Raw genomic sequence first — 20,156 nt, 5'->3', positions numbered from 1 at the left:
TTCTCTGTCTCCAATAATTATTTCAACACTACATTTAAACCAAAGGAAAAGGTGCGTGTACGTGGGTAAATACCATAATCGCCACCAGAGCCATTACCGCCACTTACATTTAGTTCAGGGTCGATACCGCTGTATTTGGTAATAACCAACAGGTTAGTACCGGTAAGCGATACGCGTAACGAACTGATGTATTTAATATTAGCTGTATTGAAGCGATACCCGAATGATAGGTTTTCCCAGCGCAGAAACGAACCGCTTTCCAACCAAAGATCTGAACCATATTGTGAAGTATATAAACCCATTGGAACAGCACTTTGCAGTACATTTGCTTTACCCAAATTTTCGAAATAGCTTAATTGCGAACGGATCTGGTGATAAATTTTGTTACCACCAGAGCCACGCCATACCATCGAAGCATCGAAGTTTTTATAGCTGAATGATGGGGTGAATGCATAAGTATATTTGGGAGTAGCCTGGCCTTCATAAACCCTGTCGGCACTTTGATTGCCCTGATCAATAACACCGTCTTTGTTTTGGTCCACTACGGTTTCGGCGTTGGCAGCATCTTTACCTGCATGTTTCAGGATATAGAACGTTCCGATAGGTTTCCCTTTAATGAGGAATGAGTTTGAGCCCCAGCCCACAAAATCGGTATTCAAGGGAACGCCGCCTATAGATCCACTCAGGTTAAGTACTTTATTTTTAAGCAATGAACCGTTACCGGCAAGTATCAATGAAGTGTTTTTGGTTTTGATTAGCTGGTAACTTAAGGTTAACTCCAAACCACGATTAAGCAAACTGCCTACGTTAGCAGCTATACTTGGGTACGGATAAGGAGGCTGTGGCACGGTGTAATTAAACAGCAGGTTATCTGTTGTGGCTGTGTACGCGTCGATTGATCCGTTTAAACGGTCATTAAGCGTCGTAAAATCCAAACCGATATTGGTTTGCTTGCGGGTTTCCCATTTTAAGTCAGGGTTCGCGTTCTGACTAATCACAAAATTGGTGATCTGCTGCCCGCCGAAGTAGGTAACGCCTGCATACCCCACTAACTGTAGTGAGTTTTGCGGTGCCAGGCCTTGTTGGTTACCTGTAATACCCCAGCCACCACGCAGTTTAAGGTTGCTAAACACGTGCTGATCTTTCAGGAAAGATTCTTCAGTTAATCTCCAGGCAACCGATGCCGAAGGGAAATTACCCCATTTATTATTCACCCCAAAAACAGATGAACCATCGCGTCTGTAGCTTGCAGTTAACAGGTATTTATTTTGGTAGGAGTAATTTACCCTGCCTAAATAAGATACCAGCTTCCTGTCATTTTTATATGATGACATATCCCCTGGAGTAACTTTACTTAGGTCGCCCAATTGAAGCGCATTATAAGTAGCAATATCATTGATGAAACCCTTGGCCTGAGCGAAGTTGCCGTTGTAAGTTTGTCCCTGCCACTCGTACACGGCTATCGCATCTAAATGATGTATACCAAAATCTTTTTTATAGTTCAGGCTGATATCCATCAGGCGTTCATCCTGGTGATAGTTGCTAATGTTGGCAATACCCTGGTTATCGATGGCTGATGCCACGGTAGATTCCGCAGGCAAGTAATAGCCTGTATTGCCGTCAACCTTACGCCAACTACCAAACCAGCCTGCCGTTAATCCTTTTGTAAGTTCAATATCGGCCCTTAAGCTGCCAAACAGGTTGTTATTTTTTACATTGTTAACAACCGTTTGGGCAACTGCATAGGGGTTAATATATTGGAACACGTTAGGGTCGGTATAGTAAGTACCATCGGTATTGTAAACAGGATCTGTTGGGCGGGTTACATAAATATTACTGAACAGATTTGATGTAAATGCTGCACGCCCAATACTCGGCGGACTGTAATTAGCATTATCAATACCATTATTGAGGTTCATGGTAAGCGTAAGCTTATCATCAAGCGCTTTTTGGGTAGCCTGGATCCTGCCGATGTAGTTTTTGTAATTAGACTTGATAACGATGCCATTTTGCAAAATAGCGCTGATGGAAGCCCGGTAGTTAAAGCCATTGGCACCACCACCAAACGACAGCGTATGGTTTTGTGTTACACCGTTGCGGGTAAGCAGGTTGTACCAATCGGTATTTGAACCATGATTGGCAGATGCAGGTACGCCATAAATCTGGGCCTGCTGCCACCATTGGTCGGCATTAAGGGTTGGCAACCTTTTGGAGATCACATCGAGTGATGAATTTTCGTTGTACTCTACCGTGCTGGTGCCATTCTTGTTCTTTTTGGTAGTAATGATGATAACACCCGGCGCACCGCGCGAGCCGTAGATGGCCGTGGCAGAAGCATCTTTTAAAACATCTACCGATTCAATTTCGGAAGGAGGAACTTGCTTTAACAAATCCATATTTCCCTGCACTCCATCAACTACAACCAATGGATCATTACCCCCGATAAGCGATGTTATACCACGGATACGTACACTTGGCGCAGTGCCTGGTTCGCTACCGGTTTGGGTAACGCTTACCCCCGCTGCTTTACCGGTTAGCTGCTGTAGCGGGTTGGTTATTGGGCCGGGGTTCAAATCTTTAGCACCCAGATTGGTAACCGCCCCTGTTAAATCTGTTTTACGGACAGAACCATAACCGATAACTACCACATCGGCCAGCGATTTGGAATTGGGTATCAGTTTTATCGTTAAAGGCTGATTAGCATTAATCACTCTTTCGGCTGTTACATAGCCAACAAAAGTGATGGTTACTGTTAGCGATTTCGCACCGGTTTGTTGTAAAGAAAACAAACCGTCATTGTCGGTAACGGTAGATGTGTTTGCTCCCTTAATGCGAATAGTAGCACCGGGCAGCGGACCGTTCAGTTCATCAACAACCTTACCGATAAAAGCGCTTTTTTGCGCGAAGGCTGTAATTACGAAAGTTAAAAACAGCATGGTTAAACCATACTTAAATAAGTAAACTTTGTTCATATAATTGGGTTTAATTGGTTTATAAAAAACCACCGGCAGGTTGCCGATTGCTTTTATCAAAGTAAAAGCGCATTAAAACCAAAAACAACGGATATGGATGGCTATATTAAAAATACAACAAGCTATATAGATACAACTATCTAATTTTTAGATAATTACAACAAACCCAAAGACATCAGTATATAGATTTTTATAAGATAAAATATGGATAGATATGACTGCCTTCATCCACACAGTTAACCCTGCGCCACGTCTGCCACTTCTTTAACAGCTTTGATGAGCATAATATGGTCCTCAAACTCATCGTTGGGAATAAATGATTTGTTTTTGACCTTTGTTTTGTAGGTATAAATTGTATTGACCGAATAGTTCAGGATTTTACCGATGCTTTCGTTATCGTGGATCCCTAAACGGATGAGTGCAAAAATACGAAGTTCGCTATTCAGCAATTGTCCTTCGCTAAGGCGTACGCGGTGGGCCCCGTCAAACAACGCATTAAAATCCTGTACAAAATTGGGAAAGATGTTCAGGAATACCTTATCAAAACTATGCGACAAATTTTCCCTTTCCGAACCGGGATTAAGGCGGTTCAACGCCATCAGCACTTCTTCATAACGCTTCTCTTTTACCTTTTTTTCAATTGAACGCTTGAGCCTGTCAAGCTTTTCAATATAATCGGAGTGAATATTGAAGAAATAGCCGATATACTCGTCCTTGATCATATTGGCCTCGTCAAGCTTGGCGTTAAAATGAGAAAGTTTGCGGTTGGCGCTATCGAGGTGATTGTTGGCCTTTATCAGTGATGTGTTAGCTTCGTGAAGATCATTATTCTTATTAACAATGACCTGATCGGCAATACGGAGTTTTTTTAACTGCTTGGAAACAATGAATGCAAAAATGATAACAATAACCACCAATACGGTAATAATAGAAGCATAGATCATCAGCGAGCGTTTTTGCTTTTCTATCCCGTTGATCTGCTCGCTTTCAATAATCGGCATAATGATACTGATCTGCGCTTCACGGTGTCTCGCACCATAAAAAACCGCATCGTCAATAGCTTTATTAATGTAATTATAAGCCGTTTCTATATCCGTGTTTTTGATCCTGTCGGCAAGGTTTGTCAGTGCCACCGATTCCTTGGTTGAATGGCTATTATCAATGATGGCTGACTTGATCAATAACGGCAAGCTCAGATCGTCGCGGCCAAGGGCATGGTAAACAAAACTCAGGCAGCTATAATTGATAGCGCTATCCTGGTAAGTTTGCTCAAAACGCAAAAGCTTTTGGTAAGGCACAACCGCAACCTTATAATCATGAGTACGGAGCGACTTTAATCCGAATGCCGAAAGATACTCATATGACTCGGGTTTATTTTGACTCATGATCGAATCACAATATAACAGGCCTGCTTTACTGTATTGGTCATAATAGTCGCCTATGCGATCAAAATCAGCCAGATCAAAATTGCTGCGGGCCTGCAGAAACAGGTACTCATATCGTTGTTTATCCGTCAAAAATTTGATATTCACTTTGCTGAGCGTATCCAAACCTTCTTTAAACATACCGGCCGATACCAATACAAAACCCATATTTACGCGCGAATAATTTATCTTGTTCTGATCATTAAGTTCATACGCGCAGGCATTGAGTTTTTTACAATAGACAAAAGCCGAATCATGGACAAAGGATTTATAAGCGTTAAAAAGCCGCTGATAGCAATTATACCGGCCTGTTAATGACGAGTAGTTCTGCCGAAGTAAATCTTTAAAAACTTTAATCTCCTGTTGTTTTTGCTGATCGTATCTTTTTCGGTTATTCAGTACATTATTAAGCGCCCTTTGAAGGCTATCCGGATTGTCCGATGTGATAGACCTTGCTGCTGAGGATAGCAGGCAAAACATGATTATGCATATAATAAAGTCTCGGTTGCTCAAATTTTAATAATTGATGGTCTATAGAGTCTCAAAGTTATACAATTACATTTTAGTAATTAAAATGCCACCATTACTAAATTGATTTTTTCCAGCTAAATCCCACCCGCGCCGCAAAGATGTTGTTGTTTAAATACTTTCGAACTCAACATTCAGCGGAATCGGAAAATTGTTAAGAAATCAATTTAACAACAGCGGCCCTAAACTTCATCTAATATTTTCCAATCCGGTATGATGTAAATATCTGTGGTCTTCCTATTTTGATCGATATGATTTAACGCAAAAGCCACATCATCTTTTGAAAATCTAAAAGGATAATGCCTTATCGCGATCACACCGCGATCTTCGTCATTATATTTATCACGAGCAGCATTGAACAAAACCCTTAAATCCCGCATATGATTGTGTAATCCGGAATCAGATAGGCCCTTATGCATTACGATAACTTCCTTGTTTGAATTGGTTCAATCTGGTTATTTTCCTTTCTCCACGCAAAAAGGCTTCATATTTAGGGAGCATGAGTGAATTGATATTTTCAATCGGAATAACGGAGCTTTTGAAATAATCACACAAACTATTGACAACAGTCTGCAGGTTCGCGGCCGAACCGTTTCGGTTATCTTTTTTTAGTTCAGCAATGTAGGTCTTGCTGAATTGTACAAATTCCACCGACGGGTTTCGCCTCTATTTTTCAATAATTTGACCACCTCTTCGATTGTACATAGATCAACCATCGAACCGACCTCACTTAATTCTTGCGGTATGATGCGAGATCTAACGACACTTCGGTCAATATAAAATTGTCTTTGATTGTTAGATCTTTTTTTAATTATTTTTCGGTAATGTAGTGAGGGCTACTTATATAAACTTGCTTACCCTTGTGGGTTAATCGGTATTTGACATTGAAAGTCCCATCGTTTTTTATGGTGTTTTAAAACCACATTCTCTAATTGTTGCCATATGACGATTCGTTGTAAAACATTTGTAAAACATTTTCGTCAAGCTGAGCAGTTTTTCATGTTTAATTGAGCAAGCCGATCAACCTGACTAAATCAAATTTTCCATGTAAAACTGCCCTATGGGCATAAAAAAAGCCCATTTACGTATGTAAATGAGCCTTATAAAAGCGGGTAAGCAATGGGGCTCGAACCCACGACCCCCAGAACCACAATCTGGTGCTCTAACCAACTGAGCTATGCCTACCGTTTTTGTTTCGGGTGTGCAAAAATAGGAATCTCCCGGCTATTTGCAAACTCTTTTTTAAAATTACATTAAACTTACCTGTTTAGTTTAGAACGATTATAATTAATAGGTAGTTTTGTAATTATGGCTGAGCAATTAATTGAACTGAATGTGACTGGCATGCATTGTAATAATTGCGCCATGTCTGTCCATAAATTCCTCGAAAAAAAGGGCTTACATAATATACTCGTTGACTTCGCAGGCGAAGAGGTTAAATTTTCAACAAGCGATGAAGCCAGCCTCCCTGAAATAAAAAAAGGAATAGAAAATTTAGGATTTAAAGTTGTTGATGACATTAATACCTATTCGGTACCGTTTTATGAACGGGTAGAGAACAAATTTATCTTCTGCGCCATCTTTACCGCGCCGCTTTTACTGCACATGATATTGCCCTGGCATTTCCTGCATCAGCCGGTAATTCAGTTGATGTTATGCCTGCCGGTTTTTATTGTTGGATGTTTACATTTCGGCAAAAGTGCCGTCAGCTCGCTTAAAGGAGGAATCCCTAATATGGATGTGCTCATTTTTGTGGGCTCGACATCGGCATTTATATACAGCCTTATCGGCACTATAAAAAAACTGGGGCCACAGTATCAGTTTTACGAAACCTGTGCCACTATTATTACGCTGGTGCTGCTGGGTAATGTATTCGAAAAACGTTCGGTAAGCCAAACTACTTCGGCAGTAAAAGACCTGATCAAATTTCAGGAAGTAAATGCCAACCGCATAATAAATGGAAGTATTGAAGTAATCAATGCCAAAGAAGTACGCCCCGGCGATACATTGCTGGTTAACCAGGGCGATAAAATACCGGTTGACGGCGAAGTCCTTTCAGGGCAGGGCGCCGTTGATGAGGCCATGCTCACCGGCGAAAGCATTCCCGTTGAAAAACAGAAATATGATAAGGCTATTGGCGGCACGATACTAACTAACGGCAATTTCCACATGCTGGCAACCCGTGTTGGGTCAAATACCATCCTCGCGCAAATTATCGACCTGATGAAGAAAGCCCAGGCGGCTAAACCGCCTGTTCAAAAACTGGGCGATAAGGTTGCGGCTGTATTTGTCCCCGCGGTAATATTGATAGCATTGACCACTTTTATGCTCACTTATTTTGTCGGCAACGCCGGTTTTCAACATGCCATGATGAACGCCATCGCGGTACTGGTAATATCCTGTCCTTGTGCTATGGGCCTGGCTACTCCCACCGCTGTAATGGTTGGACTGGGTAGGGCTGCAAAAAACGGTATATTGGTAAAAGGCGGGGATACGATTGAAGCGGTTACCAATACCAAATACGTAGTGTTTGATAAAACAGGCACTCTTACAACCGGCAAGTTTGCTGTTAATGAGATCAGGCTTGAAGTTGGCGCCGATTTAGAGCAGATAAGAGGAATAATCACCGCTATTGAAGAACGTTCTAACCACCCCATAGCCAAATCGCTTGTAAACGAGTTAAAAGGCTTGCCTCAGCAAAAGCACATTTTAAAATCGGTTAAGGAAGAAAAAGGCCTTGGGATGCGGGCTGAAGATATCCATGGCAACAATTACTTTTTGGGTACAGCCAAAGCAGGTAATGACGGGCATTTTAACCTGGCACTTTATAAAAATCAGGTCCTGATGGCGCAAATTGCTGTTGACGACCAGATAAAGCCTGAAGCGGCGGCGCTTATAACCCAACTTAAACAAATGGGTATTGTCCCCGTACTGCTAAGCGGCGATAAAAAAGACCGTTGCCTTAATGTAGCTAATCAATTGGGCATAACCGAAGTGCATGCAGAAAGTCTTCCTGAAGAGAAACTCAAAACAATTGATATCTACAAACAAAAAGGCAAAACAATTATGATAGGCGATGGTATTAACGATGCTCCCGCCCTAACCCATGCCGATGTCGGTGTATCCATGAACGACGCCAGCCAGGTGGCTATTCAGTCCGCCAGTGTAGTGTTATTAAATACAGACTTGCATTCGGTGATCAAATTTTTACAGATCAGCAGGCATACGCTGCTTACCATAAAACAAAACCTTTTCTGGGCCTTCGCTTATAACATTATTGCTATCCCTGTTGCAGCAATGGGCTTCCTTAACCCGATGGTTGGCGCACTGACCATGGCATTTTCGGATGTAGTGGTGATAGGTAATTCATTGAGACTGAAGATAAAAAAAGTTGATAGATAATAGATCATTGTTCATGGCTGCTTTTTAGCCTTATTAGTTTTAACGGATAGGTTAAAGTTTGCTATTTTTGAAGCTCACTATGGTTTGTGGCTATGATCTATGAACTATTAACTAATTTACATGATCGAGATTTTTACAGACGGGGCTTCAAGCGGCAATCCGGGACCAGGTGGATATGGTGTGATCTTGCGTTCAGGCCAGCATTATAAAGAGCTATCTGAAGGGTTTCGCAAAACTACCAACAACCGCATGGAGTTACTGGCAGTTATAAAAGGACTTGAAGCACTCAAAGCACCCAACCAGGATGTAATGATCTTTTCCGACTCCAAATATGTGATTGATGCCATTGAAAAGCGCTGGGTTAACGGCTGGGTTGCCAAAGGCTTCGCAGGCAAAAAAAACAAAGACCTGTGGATGCGCTATTTAGAGCTCAGTAAACTGCACAAAATTAAATTTACCTGGGTACGCGGCCATAACGGTCACCCTGAAAATGAACGCTGCGATCAACTGGCTGTAGCGGCAGGTAAGCGTCCTCCCCTGCTTATTGATTCGGTTTTTGAGGCGGAGAATGCCAGGGCGGGGATGGTGTAAATAATCACCTATTCACAATTTACCATTTCGACGAACCTGACATGGAAAGTGCGTGAGCGGTGAGGAGATATCTTATACCTCATGCTTTAAGCCATGCATCGTTGCTTTACAAGGCGTAGAAGATTTCTCTTTCGCCCCAATGCTCAAATCCATTCGGCTCATTCAAAATGACAAAGCTTTTTATTTCCTACCCTGCCAGCTCAATCACCTGTAAGTCCTGGATCTTATCGCCATCAATGTTAAACCTTAACAGGGTACGTACCTTGTGCCAGCCCTGCTTCCCGGCTGCGCCAGGGTTCATGTGCAGGCAGTTGATCTTTTTATCAAACATCACTTTTAAAATATGCGAGTGCCCGGTGATAAAAAGCTTTGGCGGATTACTATAAATCTCGGCTTTGATATTTTGGCTGTACCTACCGGGATAGCCACCGATGTGGGTCATCCACACATCTACCTCTTCGCACTTAAAGCGTAAATGTTCGGGGTAAACAATTCGTACATCTTTATCGTCAATATTGCCATATACGCCTTTTAACGGCTTGAAAGCGGCAAGCTTGTCGGCCAGTTCAATGGTGCCGAAATCTCCGGCATGCCAGATCTCGTCGCAATTCTCAAAATGTTTAAAAACGGCATCATCAAGGTAGCTGTGAGTATCGGAAATAAGGCCTATGCGGGTCATGGGGTAAAGATACGTAGTAAGAGGTAAGAATTAAGATGCAAGAATCAAGATAGGGGTTAAAATATCGTCAGGAAACCCTTTAGCACTTCACGGTATGTTTCTGTGTATACTTTTGGCTCGTTGTAGATCACAAATTTATCGGTTTGCGTCTGCGTGTTGTTTTTTCCAAAAGCAAGAATTTCCCGGTGTGCGGCATCATTCTTAAAGGAGTGAATGCTGATTGCTTTTTGCAGATGGAGTCCGCTTTGTAAGGCGAGGTTTTTCACCAGTGCTGAAGTATCTAGAGGCAGTATCAGCCAGCAAATACCCTGCTCGGTAAGTTGCGGGGCAACTACCGATATTAGTTTTTCGAAGAAACCATCAGCAGCATGTTTGGCTAAATTTGTTTTAACTCCCGGTGATTGCAGGGAGTTAATATAAAACGGCGGATTTGATACAATGAGGTCATATCTCTTTCCAGGATAATCTTCAAAAAACTGTTCAAATCCATTTGCATAAAGTGTTAATCTGTTTTTAAATGGCGAATTGCTAAAATTGTTTTTCGCTGTTATAGCCGCCTGCTCATCAATTTCAACTGCGTCTATTTTGGCATTCGTGAAACGCTGCGCCAGCATCAGGGCGATTACGCCGGTCCCGGTGCCAATATCAAGTATGCTTAGCGGATTTCCTTCGCCGGCTATAGCACCCAACAATACGCCATCGGTATTGATCTTCATGGCACAGCCGGTTTGGTCAACGCTGAATTGTTTGAAACGGAACATGAGGGCGAAGTTATCCATTGGTTGGGAATAAACTACATTTCTGCTAAATAACTTACATCGTCGCCCTCTTGGCCGGGCGAGGGCCAGTTACTTTACCTTAGATGCAAAGTAACCAAACATCAAGGCAAAAAAATGCTTCAACCCGCAGGCCATACTCCCTGGCTCGCTTTTTTGCCGGGCCTTTACCCGCTTTCGTTTTGGGATTTATAACATTATTTTATTTGCCCAAAGATCCATCCTTTCATGAAGTCGTAATTTCTTTTCTTGTTTCTTGGCTCTCACTGTCCTGAATCTCTTCCCCTCCTCGTCAGCAGGTAAGCTTCGGGCGAAAGCGGGCAGAACAATGGTGGCCTGTGCGGTTGCAGGGGCATAGCAAGTTTTTGCAGAAGCATTGGGCACATGCGAAGCGGGGCAAAATAATTGCAGCCCGTGGTTATGCCCGGTTTGCAGGGCAAAGGCCAAACAAAGGCATGTGCACTGGCCGGTGCGGCAAAGAAGCCTATCTGCTGACTTGACTTTTTGGTTACTTTTGTGTCAAGACAAAAGTAACAGCCATCCCGCGGCAATTGAGCGGGCCAATGATTGTTAATACCAACAAAAGCTATTTAAAAACGAAGCAGACTTGTCCTGTGGGATGCCGAAATAAATTCGGCACGACTACCTAAATTAGATCTCATACAACTCCAGCGGCAAGCCATCCGGATCTGCAAAAAAGGTAAAACGTCTATCGGTAAACTCATCTACACGAATAGGTTCAATATCAACTCCAAAAGAAGAGATATGCGCTACCGCCTCATCCAGATCATCAACCTCAAAAGCTAAATGCCGCAGACCTGCCGCTTCGGGGCGCGACGGGCGCGCGGAAGGATCAGGAAAAGAAAAAAGCTCGATCTGGTAGAGGTCGCCGACTTCCAGATCGAGTTTGTATGATTGTCGTTGTTCGCGGTAAACTTCGCGGACTATTTTTAAGCCGAGTACCTCTGTATAAAACCGCTTGGATTTTGCGTAATCCGAACAGATGATAGCTATATGATGTACCCGGTTAAGTTTTAACATTATTCGCCTAAAATACCGTGAAGGATGTTAGCGTGAACCATTTTCAGGTCGGTAACATGACCAAAGGCTTCTTCGTCAACAGTTAAGCCACCATTGGTTACAGTACCCAGCAGGGTAAACTCAACCTCGCTGGTAGCCATTACCTCAACAAAACGTTCCTCCTCCTCGGGTGCAACGCTCACTACTACCCGGCCTTGTGCTTCACCAAACAGGAAGGCATCTTTACGGATACTGTCATCAGTAGCTATATCAAAACCAAGTCCGTTAGGCATGGCCGACTCTAACAGCGCAATATATAAACCACCATCAGCAACGTCATGGGCCGATTCAACCACTTTGTGTTTAATCAGTTCCTTAACAGTTTGCTGCATATCGTACTCTTTATCGATATCGAAATGCGGCGCAGGTGCTTTAGTTATTTTATGCCATGAAGCAAGGTATTGTGATGACGCGATATCATTAACCGATTCACCGATCAGATAGATCAAATCGCCAGGCTGTTTAAAGTCGGCAGTCATGATGTTTTCAACGTTGTCCATCACACCCAGCATACCAATAGTTGGCGTTGGGAACACCGAACCACCATCGGCCGACTGATTATAGAAACTCACGTTACCACCGGTAACAGGGGTTTCAAACTTGCGGCAGGCATCGCCCATACCTTTAATAGCGCTCACAAACTGCCAGTAAACTTCAGGAATGTAAGGGTTACCAAAGTTTAAGCAGTTGGTAATAGCCACAGGCTCGCCGCCGGCGCAGGTAATGTTACGTGCAGCTTCGGCAACGGCAATGGCAGTACCTTTGTATGGGTCGGCGTATACGTAGCGCGAGTTACAGTCGGTAGTTAATACGATAGCTTTGTCGGTATCTTTAACGGCAACAACGGCAGCATCGCATGAACGGTTGGCGGTCATAGTTTGTACACCTACCATGCTATCGTACTGGTCGGTTACCCAACGTTTTGAAGCAATATTAGGATGACCAACCAAATGCTCTGCAACCTCAACCAGGTTTGCAGGCTCGGCAACGTCGTCTATATTGAATTTCTGGTTTTCGGCAAAGTATGCAGGCTCGCGGTATTCGCGCTGGTAAACCGGGGCACCGCCGCCTAATACAAGGTCATCGGCAGGCACATCGGCAACTTTTTCGCCGTGCATAAAGTACTCCAAACGTTTGGTATCAGTAACTTCACCAATAATGGCGCAGTTAAGGTCCCATTTGTCAAAAATGTCTTCAACTTCTTTTTCGCGGCCTTTGTGAACCACGATCAGCATGCGTTCCTGTGATTCAGAAAGCAGGATTTCGTAAGGTTTCATATGATCCTGGCGGGTTGGCACTTTGTCCAGGTCTATCCGCATACCGTGCTCGCCTTTGGCACTCATTTCTGAGTTTGAGCAGATGATACCGGCAGCGCCCATATCCTGCATACCAACAACGGCACCGGTTTTAATTACCTCAAGGGTAGCTTCCAGTAACAGTTTCTCCTGGAAAGGGTCGCCTACCTGTACGGCAGGAAGGTCGTTCACCGAATCTTCGGTAATATCTTTAGAAGCAAAGGCGGCACCGTGGATCCCGTCTTTACCTGTAGCCGAACCAACTATATAAACCGGGTTGCCCACACCGTATGATGTAGCAGAAACGGTTTCGCCAGCCTTCACAATACCGGCCGACATCGCGTTAACCAGCGGGTTAACATTATAGCAATCGTCAAAAAACAATTCGCCGCCAACGGTTGGGATCCCGAAAGCATTACCATAGTGGCTTATACCTTTAACTACACCTTTAACCAGCCATTTGGTTTTGTCGAGGCTCAGGTCGCCAAAACGCAGGGAGTTAAGCTGTGCGATTGGCCTTGCGCCCATGGTAAAAATATCGCGGTTAATACCGCCCACACCTGTTGCAGCACCCTGGTATGGTTCAAGGGCCGAAGGGTGATTGTGCGATTCGATTTTGAAGGCGCAGCCAATGCCGTCGCCAAGGTCAACCAGACCGGCATTTTCTTCACCTGCTTTAGCCAACATCCGCGGACTATCCTTTGGTAAAGTTTTAAGCCATGTAATTGAATTTTTGTAAGAGCAGTGCTCGCTCCACATAACCGAGAAAATAGAAAGCTCGGTAAAGTTGGGCACACGCCCTAATATTTCATTTATACGTGCAAATTCTTCGGGTAAAAGGCCCAGATCTTTAGCGGTTTCAACGGTGGTTAATTCCTGGTGCTCCAATGTAATATTGTTTTATTTGAAAGGATGCGCAAAAGTATGAATTTTTGAGGGAAAGGCGAAAGGGAGTTTAGGTTTAGGTGAAAGGTAAAAGCTGAAAGGCGAAAGGTATGGGCAGATGATTGCGTAAGTTGAGGCATTCAATTGTAACAAAGTGGCTGTCCCAATTTTTTGATTCCCGAAAAAAAAATAAAAAAATCTCCGGTGTCTTTTTTAAAAAATGAGCATTTTCCAAATTTTGAGTGTGAAAACGCGGGACACCTTTTTATTGAAACACGTTGAAAATCAAAGAACTACCATTTTACCCGAAACATCATTAAATACCTCATAATCAGCCAATAAAACTATAAAGAGTAAAAAAACGGGATCAAGCCATCAATTTTTCATCCTCCATTTATTTCACTCATTTTTTATGGTTTTTTGGAGATTTTCTGCAATCAGCGCTTTAGTTGCAAAAGGTACTGACAGAATTGCGACACCATTATTATAGCTTAAATTCATTAAGACAAGGCATTAAATTTCTTTTGCTGGCGCGATTATGCGCGATTATGCAGCAGGGAACGGTGGTCGGCTGGTCGTGTTTTTTCTAATGAGGCTCATCTTATAACTTACCTTGTATAAAAGTCACGAGTACGCCACGCTTTTGCCAGAGCTGCATACTCGCGCCAGTTGGGTATTACCAATTACGCTTAAATCATATTGAAAATGCGGTTAACATTTTTCCGAAAACGTTAAGAAACATCCCACATCATTTAATGCATACGACAGCCTTGGTGAAGCGTATATGCATTTAGGGGATAAACCTAACGCGATCCGCTATTACAAAAAGTCGTTGGAGTTAAATCCGCAGAATAGTAATGGTAGGCAGATGCTGGAAAAGTTGGAAAATCAGAATCAATAGGTGCTCTTAATAAGACATACGCGACGCGCATGCGCCAGCAAAGGATAATAATGGTACCGCTCAATTTAACAATTACAGGATTAGCATTACAAAGAAATAACTAACACACACGGCACACATGTGCAACAGAGGAAAATCAATTGATGCTATAGTGTGGAGAACTTAAATATTTATCTCTTATTATATATGCTCATGCTTTACTATCTTTAATAAATAATTAGCATTTCGTGAGTTTAGTTGATAAAATTTTAGACCTCTTCGACCCCATGGGGGGGGGGTCATAAAATATTGTGGTATTGCAGGATTGGCAGTCGGTGTATTTTTACTCATACTCAAATTATTAATTAAAAAAGCTGAGTTTTCACGGTTAACACAAGGCGCGACCTATAAAGTTTTCAGGCTTATAACTTTGTCTTGTTTTGGCTTGGCTATCATTGGAATAGTTTGTTACACATTTACTCAAAATAATCAACACAACTCATTCAAAGAAAATCGCGACACAGTAAGCTATGAACAGTTGAAACTTGAAAAACAAGGCGTATTAGTTCAGGATAGTACTAAACAAAAAAAATGAAATACGCCCTAATATTATTTTTTAATGTATTCAGCTTAACCGCTTTTTCTCAAAGCAATAAACTTTCTTTGTTTAAAGAAAAGAAGATTAAAATAGTAAATACCTATTTGGACGACGAGCCGAATAAATTACCGTTGTTGACAATTACCATTTTAAATAGCACCAAACAAAATATTATCTTTAATCGAATTCTTGTAAACATTATTCAGTTTAAGAAGCATCCAACATCCAGCTCCAATAATGGAGATTTAATTTCAAGAGCTCTTTCGCCAATTGCAGCTCTCGACCTAAATTTACAACAAAAAGAAGATTCATATTTATATTCGCTTAAAACCCCTATAGAAATCGTGTTAAAAGATGCAGCAACAATTCAAGTTCGGTTGCGATCCGATCTTGGAAAAAAACATCTTATTCCATCTCAAATAGGTTATTTTAAATTTACTCTTACCTTTATCACTTACGATAATAAGGGGATAATAACGAACCCTTTTTTACTTGGAGACTCTATATGAGGCGATTTGGAATATTACTGCTGCTAATAATTTCACAACAAGCATTTACTCAAACTCGTAAAATTGATTCTCTTAGCGTCATTAGTTTGAAAATAGAGACTTACAATAATAATTCGCAATTAAGCACGGCAACGGGATTTGTAATAGAGAAAAACAATAAATATTACTTAATAACGAACTTACATGTATTGACCGGAGTTGACTATTATTCCCATGCAATACAAGATTCTTTACAGCGTATACCTAATTGGATAGCAATATGGCATAACGCAGCCAATTTAGGATATTGGCAAAAAATAGGTGAGCCTTTATATAACAATGACAATACCAAGCGCTGGATTGAATGCGGTCATACACCTGATAAACCATTTGATATTGTGGCTCTTCCGTTATCCAATCTTCCTAATACAATAAGTCTTTACCCATTAGATATAATACATCATTTTAATTCTGATATGAGGGTATTGCCCGGCTTTCCTGCATCTATAATAGGGTTTCCTTATGGACTATCGGCCGCGGGTAGATTGGCTATTTGGAAAACAGGTCATATCGCTTCCGATTTAGATGTAGATTCAGATGGGTTGCCTATCTTTATGATCGACGCAACCACTCGCCCAGGAATGTCAGGATCTGTAGTCGTGGTTAGGCAGTCGAATTATGTAGATACTAATGGCACGACCATGGTGGGATCAATCGGCACTTTATTTACGGGAATATACTCCGCTCAAAGCAACCAAGAAGAAATAGGATATGTATGGAAGCCCTCAGCACTGAAATTACTGATAGAAAAGTTGCCATAAACCGTTCTCCTCTCCTGCTACCGCAAGCGTCCTCGCTTGTGGCCCGCGTTAGATCATACGATCAAGGCTGACACATGCGCAAAAGACCTCAAGGTATATATTAAAATGAATAAAATAGAAGGTTTCATCCATCATTTAGAATGTCCATCGGTAAATGGAATTATTTTTTCTGATAGAACAATCCAGCTTTTTGAAGTGGAGATATCTTGGGAAAGGCCTACCGAATTTAAACTGCAAACATCATCAACCACTTCAATCGATGATCTTGAAAAAACGGGAGAATTATACTGGAGCAGTTGTGCAATATTAGATGAATTCATTGATGAAACAGGTTCAATAAAAGCTTTCTGCGGCGAAGCAAGTCATGGCAGTGACGGGTTTATTGGTATCATGGACTTAAATAAAGAAAAAGTAATTTGGATCGCTTTTTTTAATAGCTCAAATCCATTTAATAAGGTAACAATAGAGGACGAGCAAGTAACTGCAGTGAGCACCATCAAAAATGTCTGGAAATTCAATATAAATAAACCTACCATAATTGAAGTAATTTAATTTCCTTAGTCTTTCAATCTTAACCAATCATTGCCATTCCCCCAATAACTCCTAATTTTATTAAACCAATTACCAAATCGAATATAACTACGACAGCCGCCAGGCATAGACGCACGGCAAACTCGTTGGCAAAAGTGTTTAAAAGTTAACCCATGTCAATATTCATAAAAATCGTATCGACAGTGTTGTTTATCATAAGCACCGGGAACTCGTTTGCTCAAACCGCCAGCCAATCTCCATCAAACCTAAATTCAAAGCAGGTTATCATCTACCGGTACAATCCGCACCACAAAAAAGACCATAAGGTTAAGGCTATAACACTTCTGGCAGCTAAGTGTTATTACTTTAAAAAAGTACCTCATGCGCAAATAGGCAAACCTTTATCAGTCGAAAACGGTAAATACATAGCTGATGCCGCCATGAACAACTTCATGAGCAAGCTGACCGCAAAAAATTTCGAAAACATCAACAAGCAGGAGTGTAATTGCGGCGGTATCAGTGAGGAAACCTACGTTGTAGAGATAAGCCCCGACGGGCAACCCGGCAGCAGAAGGATTTTTTATGTTCCCGTAGTTAGTAACTGCCCGGCCAATTCGCCATGCGCGGTTATTGGCACTATTACCGATTTCTTTGCAAAACTGAAGCAAAAATAAGTCATCCCCCACCGGTCTCCCAACCGGCGAGGGGATGCAGCCACTTAACTATTAACTATTACTATTTAAGAAACAGATCTCCTGTAGCCCAGGTTGGATTTTTGGCGAACGCCTTCCAGAAGATCTGATCAAGGGCAAAATCGAAATTAGCTTTGAAACTGCGTGTGTTGGTCAGGATCACAAAATTAAACCCGTTACCCAAACGGGCTTGTTCTGTAGCCGTACCCGGCAAGCTTCCCTGGTGAAAATAGCTATCGCCTGCAATGGCCCAGCCGCATCCATAACCTGCATTGGCCGTTGAGCCGGTATACATGGTGGTTAGCGAAGCCGACGTAAGGATATCTGGCCGTACCGGAAACTTATCAATATAAACCAGGAGCCTGGCCAGGTCGGCAGCGGTAGCAACCCAGCCCCCGTGCGCATCCATCCGCGTAATATTATAAGCATAAGGATCCTCTCCGGATTGACCGTAATAGGTAACTTCTTTGGCCTGTTTATCGGCCAGTGTGTTGCCGCCAATGGTCATATCCGTAATTCCGATTGGAGTTAAAACCAATATTTTTACAGCTTCAGCATAGGTTTGGCCGGTAATTTTTTCTATTACACGCCCCAATATGCAATATCCAAAGTTAGAGTAGTCGTAATTGGTACCCGGTACATGATCGAGCGGGCGGTTATCTAAAGTCCAGGTAATGAGCTGGGCCGTCGTCATTGTCGGGTTACTGAACATCGGGTCATCTGTTTCATTCCCCCAGCCGCCTGAGGTGTGGTGCAGCAATTCATCAACCGTAATATCAGTGATGTGTAAGCCATAGGCTTTAGTACCATAGGTTTTACCTAAAATAGCGCCATCGCCAAATACTTTGTCCGATAGTTTTATTTTGCCCTGTTCAAGCAGTTTCATGATGGCAACCGCCGTGAATTGTTTTGAACAGCTGGCCAACCGGTAACGGTCGCTAATAACAGCTTTGGTACCTTTAGATTTATCGCTTACGCCGTAAGCTTTCAGGTAAACCAGCTTTTCGCCTTTGGTAATCGCTACAGATACCGCCGGTACATCATAAGTAGTCATAAAGGTATTTACCTCATCATCTAAAGCGGCAACAGCAACCTTGCTGGGGGTTAGGGTATCAACAATGGTACCCGTTCCTCCACCTGTACCTGTACCGGTGCCTGTACCCGTTCCTTTACCGGTTGTATCTGCACCGTTGTTTGTTTTAGTTACAGAAGGCGCATCCTTTTTGCAGGCGGCAAAAAGCAGCAGACCCGCAATTGCAATTAATTTACTGATTTTCAAAGCATTAAACGATAGGCTATAAAGCCCGGATGGATAAGTGTTTTTCATAGGGTATTTAATTGATATTAGGTTTAGTGTAAATTGCAGGCTTTGTTGTCGGGGTTATAACGCAGATACAATTACCTTACAAAAAAACATTATCAGTAAAAAAAACACTTACGCGTATGTTGCAAATACTTTCGAGTTTGTTGCATTTTTGTTGCAGCACCATGCGCGCATAAATAAATCATTTCACCTTTAAAAGATTGATGAAATGAAACGAACGGTTATCCTGTTATTATTTTTCTGCAACGCTTTAATAGTCCAGGCCCAAAGGGTACTGGAACCATCAGCAGCAAAGCACCCGGAATGGTCCCGCTCCTTTCCGCCTTTTCAAATCGCGGGCAATCTTTATTATGTGGGCACCACCGATCTGGCTTGTTATCTCATCACCACTTCCGGAGGCAATATCCTGATCAATACCGGGCTTGCGTCTTCCGAACAGCAAATCACAGCAAATATCAAGACCCTGGGCTTCAAGGTTTCAGACACAAAAATTCTTTTAACAACGCAGGCTCACTTTGATCACATGGGCGCGATGGCGGCAATAAAGAAGATCACAAAAGCCAAAATGATGGTAGATGAAGGCGACGCGGCGGTAGCAGCCGACGGGGGGCTTTCTGATTATGATCTTAAAGGGGATGTGCGCACATTCAGGCCTGTAAAAGCAGACCGTATTTTACACAACGGCGATAGTATTAAGCTGGGTAACATGAAACTAACTGTACTTCACCATCCGGGCCATACCAAAGGGTCCTGCAGCTATTTATTTGATGTAAAAGATAATAAACGAAACTACAGGGTTTTGATCGCCAACATGCCCACTATCGTTACCGATAAAAAGTTTTCAGATATCTCTTCCTATCCCGGCATCGCCAATGACTATGCGTATACCTTAAAAGCAATGAAGGGGTTGAAATTTGATCTCTGGGTTGCATCCCATGGCATCCAATTTGATCTCCTCAGCAAGCACAAGCCAGGCAGCCCTTATAATCCGATGGCTTTTGCTGATAAGATGAATTATTACGATGAGATAGATGAACTGCAGGCTGAGTATGATAAGAAAATAGCGGTAAAATAATTTGGGGGGATCGTTTACTGGTCGAAATTTAGCAACGGCGTAACTTCGTCCTAAAATGGGTTAAGCTTTCAGCTTAACCCAAATCCATAAAAAAAATATCAACTTAAACCGCAAG

The 20,156-nt window shown here is 42.3% G+C and carries 15 protein-coding genes, 1 tRNA gene and 1 pseudogene; 8 read left to right on the top strand and 9 right to left on the bottom strand.

The window, feature by feature from the left end:
- Positions 1-17 precede the first annotated feature (17 nt).
- From ACP26M_RS03105 to ACP26M_RS03090, 4 genes are all read right to left on the bottom strand, one after another.
- Positions 18-2,972, bottom strand: a complete 2,955-nt coding sequence (locus ACP26M_RS03105) for a SusC/RagA family TonB-linked outer membrane protein (RefSeq protein ID WP_426586066.1) — start codon at positions 2,970-2,972, stop codon at positions 18-20.
- A 236-nt stretch (positions 2,973-3,208) separates the two neighbouring features.
- The gene (locus ACP26M_RS03100) at positions 3,209-4,876 is read right to left on the bottom strand and encodes a DUF6377 domain-containing protein (protein WP_426586064.1); all 1,668 of its coding nucleotides are present in this window, start codon (positions 4,874-4,876) and stop codon (positions 3,209-3,211) included.
- Between the two features lie 459 nt (positions 4,877-5,335).
- Positions 5,336-5,575: a phage integrase SAM-like domain-containing protein gene (locus tag ACP26M_RS03095; RefSeq protein WP_426586062.1), complete on the bottom strand. Its 240-nt coding sequence runs from the start codon at positions 5,573-5,575 to the stop codon at positions 5,336-5,338.
- A 460-nt stretch (positions 5,576-6,035) separates the two neighbouring features.
- Positions 6,036-6,109 (bottom strand) — tRNA-His (locus tag ACP26M_RS03090).
- Positions 6,110-6,232: 123 nt separating this feature from the next.
- On the opposite strand from ACP26M_RS03090, the gene ACP26M_RS03085 reads away from it, so the two are divergent.
- Positions 6,233-8,326, top strand: coding sequence for a heavy metal translocating P-type ATPase (locus ACP26M_RS03085; protein ID WP_426586060.1), 2,094 nt, complete (start codon positions 6,233-6,235; stop codon positions 8,324-8,326).
- A gap of 120 nt (positions 8,327-8,446) precedes the next feature.
- Positions 8,447-8,917 (top strand): ribonuclease HI, encoded by a 471-nt coding sequence (gene rnhA / locus ACP26M_RS03080; protein ID WP_426586058.1) that lies wholly within the window; start codon positions 8,447-8,449, stop codon positions 8,915-8,917.
- A gap of 187 nt (positions 8,918-9,104) precedes the next feature.
- On the opposite strand, the gene ACP26M_RS03075 is transcribed toward rnhA, so the two are convergent.
- The 4 genes from ACP26M_RS03075 to purL form a co-directional block, all read right to left on the bottom strand.
- Complete coding sequence (locus ACP26M_RS03075) at positions 9,105-9,596, bottom strand: metallophosphoesterase family protein (protein WP_426586056.1); 492 nt, start codon at positions 9,594-9,596, stop codon at positions 9,105-9,107.
- Positions 9,597-9,652: 56 nt separating this feature from the next.
- Entirely contained in the window at positions 9,653-10,375 is a 723-nt protein-coding gene (locus tag ACP26M_RS03070) for a tRNA1(Val) (adenine(37)-N6)-methyltransferase (protein WP_426586054.1), read from the bottom strand.
- Positions 10,376-11,023: 648 nt separating this feature from the next.
- Positions 11,024-11,413, bottom strand: a complete 390-nt coding sequence (gene gloA2, locus ACP26M_RS03065; protein WP_426586052.1) for an SMU1112c/YaeR family gloxylase I-like metalloprotein — start codon at positions 11,411-11,413, stop codon at positions 11,024-11,026.
- Entirely contained in the window at positions 11,413-13,635 is a 2,223-nt protein-coding gene (purL, locus tag ACP26M_RS03060) for a phosphoribosylformylglycinamidine synthase subunit PurL (protein WP_426586050.1), read from the bottom strand. Before purL ends, gloA2 begins: the two co-directional genes overlap by 1 nt.
- Positions 13,636-14,398: 763 nt before the next feature.
- On the opposite strand from purL, the pseudogene ACP26M_RS03055 reads away from it, so the two are divergent.
- The 5 genes and pseudogenes from ACP26M_RS03055 to ACP26M_RS03035 all read left to right on the top strand — a co-directional run.
- Positions 14,399-14,533 (top strand): annotated as a pseudogene (locus ACP26M_RS03055) (tetratricopeptide repeat protein); the annotation flags it as partial.
- A gap of 570 nt (positions 14,534-15,103) precedes the next feature.
- Positions 15,104-15,619, top strand: a complete 516-nt coding sequence (locus ACP26M_RS03050) for a hypothetical protein (RefSeq protein WP_426586048.1) — start codon at positions 15,104-15,106, stop codon at positions 15,617-15,619.
- Positions 15,616-16,419, top strand: a complete 804-nt coding sequence (locus ACP26M_RS03045) for a S1 family peptidase (RefSeq protein ID WP_426586046.1) — start codon at positions 15,616-15,618, stop codon at positions 16,417-16,419. The genes ACP26M_RS03050 and ACP26M_RS03045 overlap by 4 nt, the downstream gene beginning before the upstream one ends.
- A gap of 105 nt (positions 16,420-16,524) precedes the next feature.
- Positions 16,525-16,971, top strand: coding sequence for a hypothetical protein (locus tag ACP26M_RS03040; RefSeq protein ID WP_426586044.1), 447 nt, complete (start codon positions 16,525-16,527; stop codon positions 16,969-16,971).
- A gap of 152 nt (positions 16,972-17,123) precedes the next feature.
- Positions 17,124-17,624 (top strand): hypothetical protein, encoded by a 501-nt coding sequence (locus ACP26M_RS03035; protein ID WP_426586042.1) that lies wholly within the window; start codon positions 17,124-17,126, stop codon positions 17,622-17,624.
- 61 nt (positions 17,625-17,685) lie between these two features.
- On the opposite strand, the gene ACP26M_RS03030 is transcribed toward ACP26M_RS03035, so the two are convergent.
- On the bottom strand, positions 17,686-18,969 hold the full coding sequence (locus tag ACP26M_RS03030) for a serine hydrolase domain-containing protein (RefSeq protein ID WP_426586040.1): 1,284 nt from the start codon (positions 18,967-18,969) through the stop codon (positions 17,686-17,688).
- 205 nt (positions 18,970-19,174) lie between these two features.
- Here ACP26M_RS03030 and bla point away from each other — a divergent pair, with 205 nt between their 5' ends.
- Entirely contained in the window at positions 19,175-20,041 is an 867-nt protein-coding gene (gene bla / locus ACP26M_RS03025) for a subclass B3 metallo-beta-lactamase (protein ID WP_426586038.1), read from the top strand.
- Positions 20,042-20,156 lie beyond the last annotated feature (115 nt).

The organism is Mucilaginibacter sp. R-33 (assembly GCF_049949235.1).
In the GTDB taxonomy this organism is placed as follows: domain Bacteria; phylum Bacteroidota; class Bacteroidia; order Sphingobacteriales; family Sphingobacteriaceae; genus Mucilaginibacter.
This window is presented reverse-complemented; position numbering and strand designations above follow the sequence as displayed.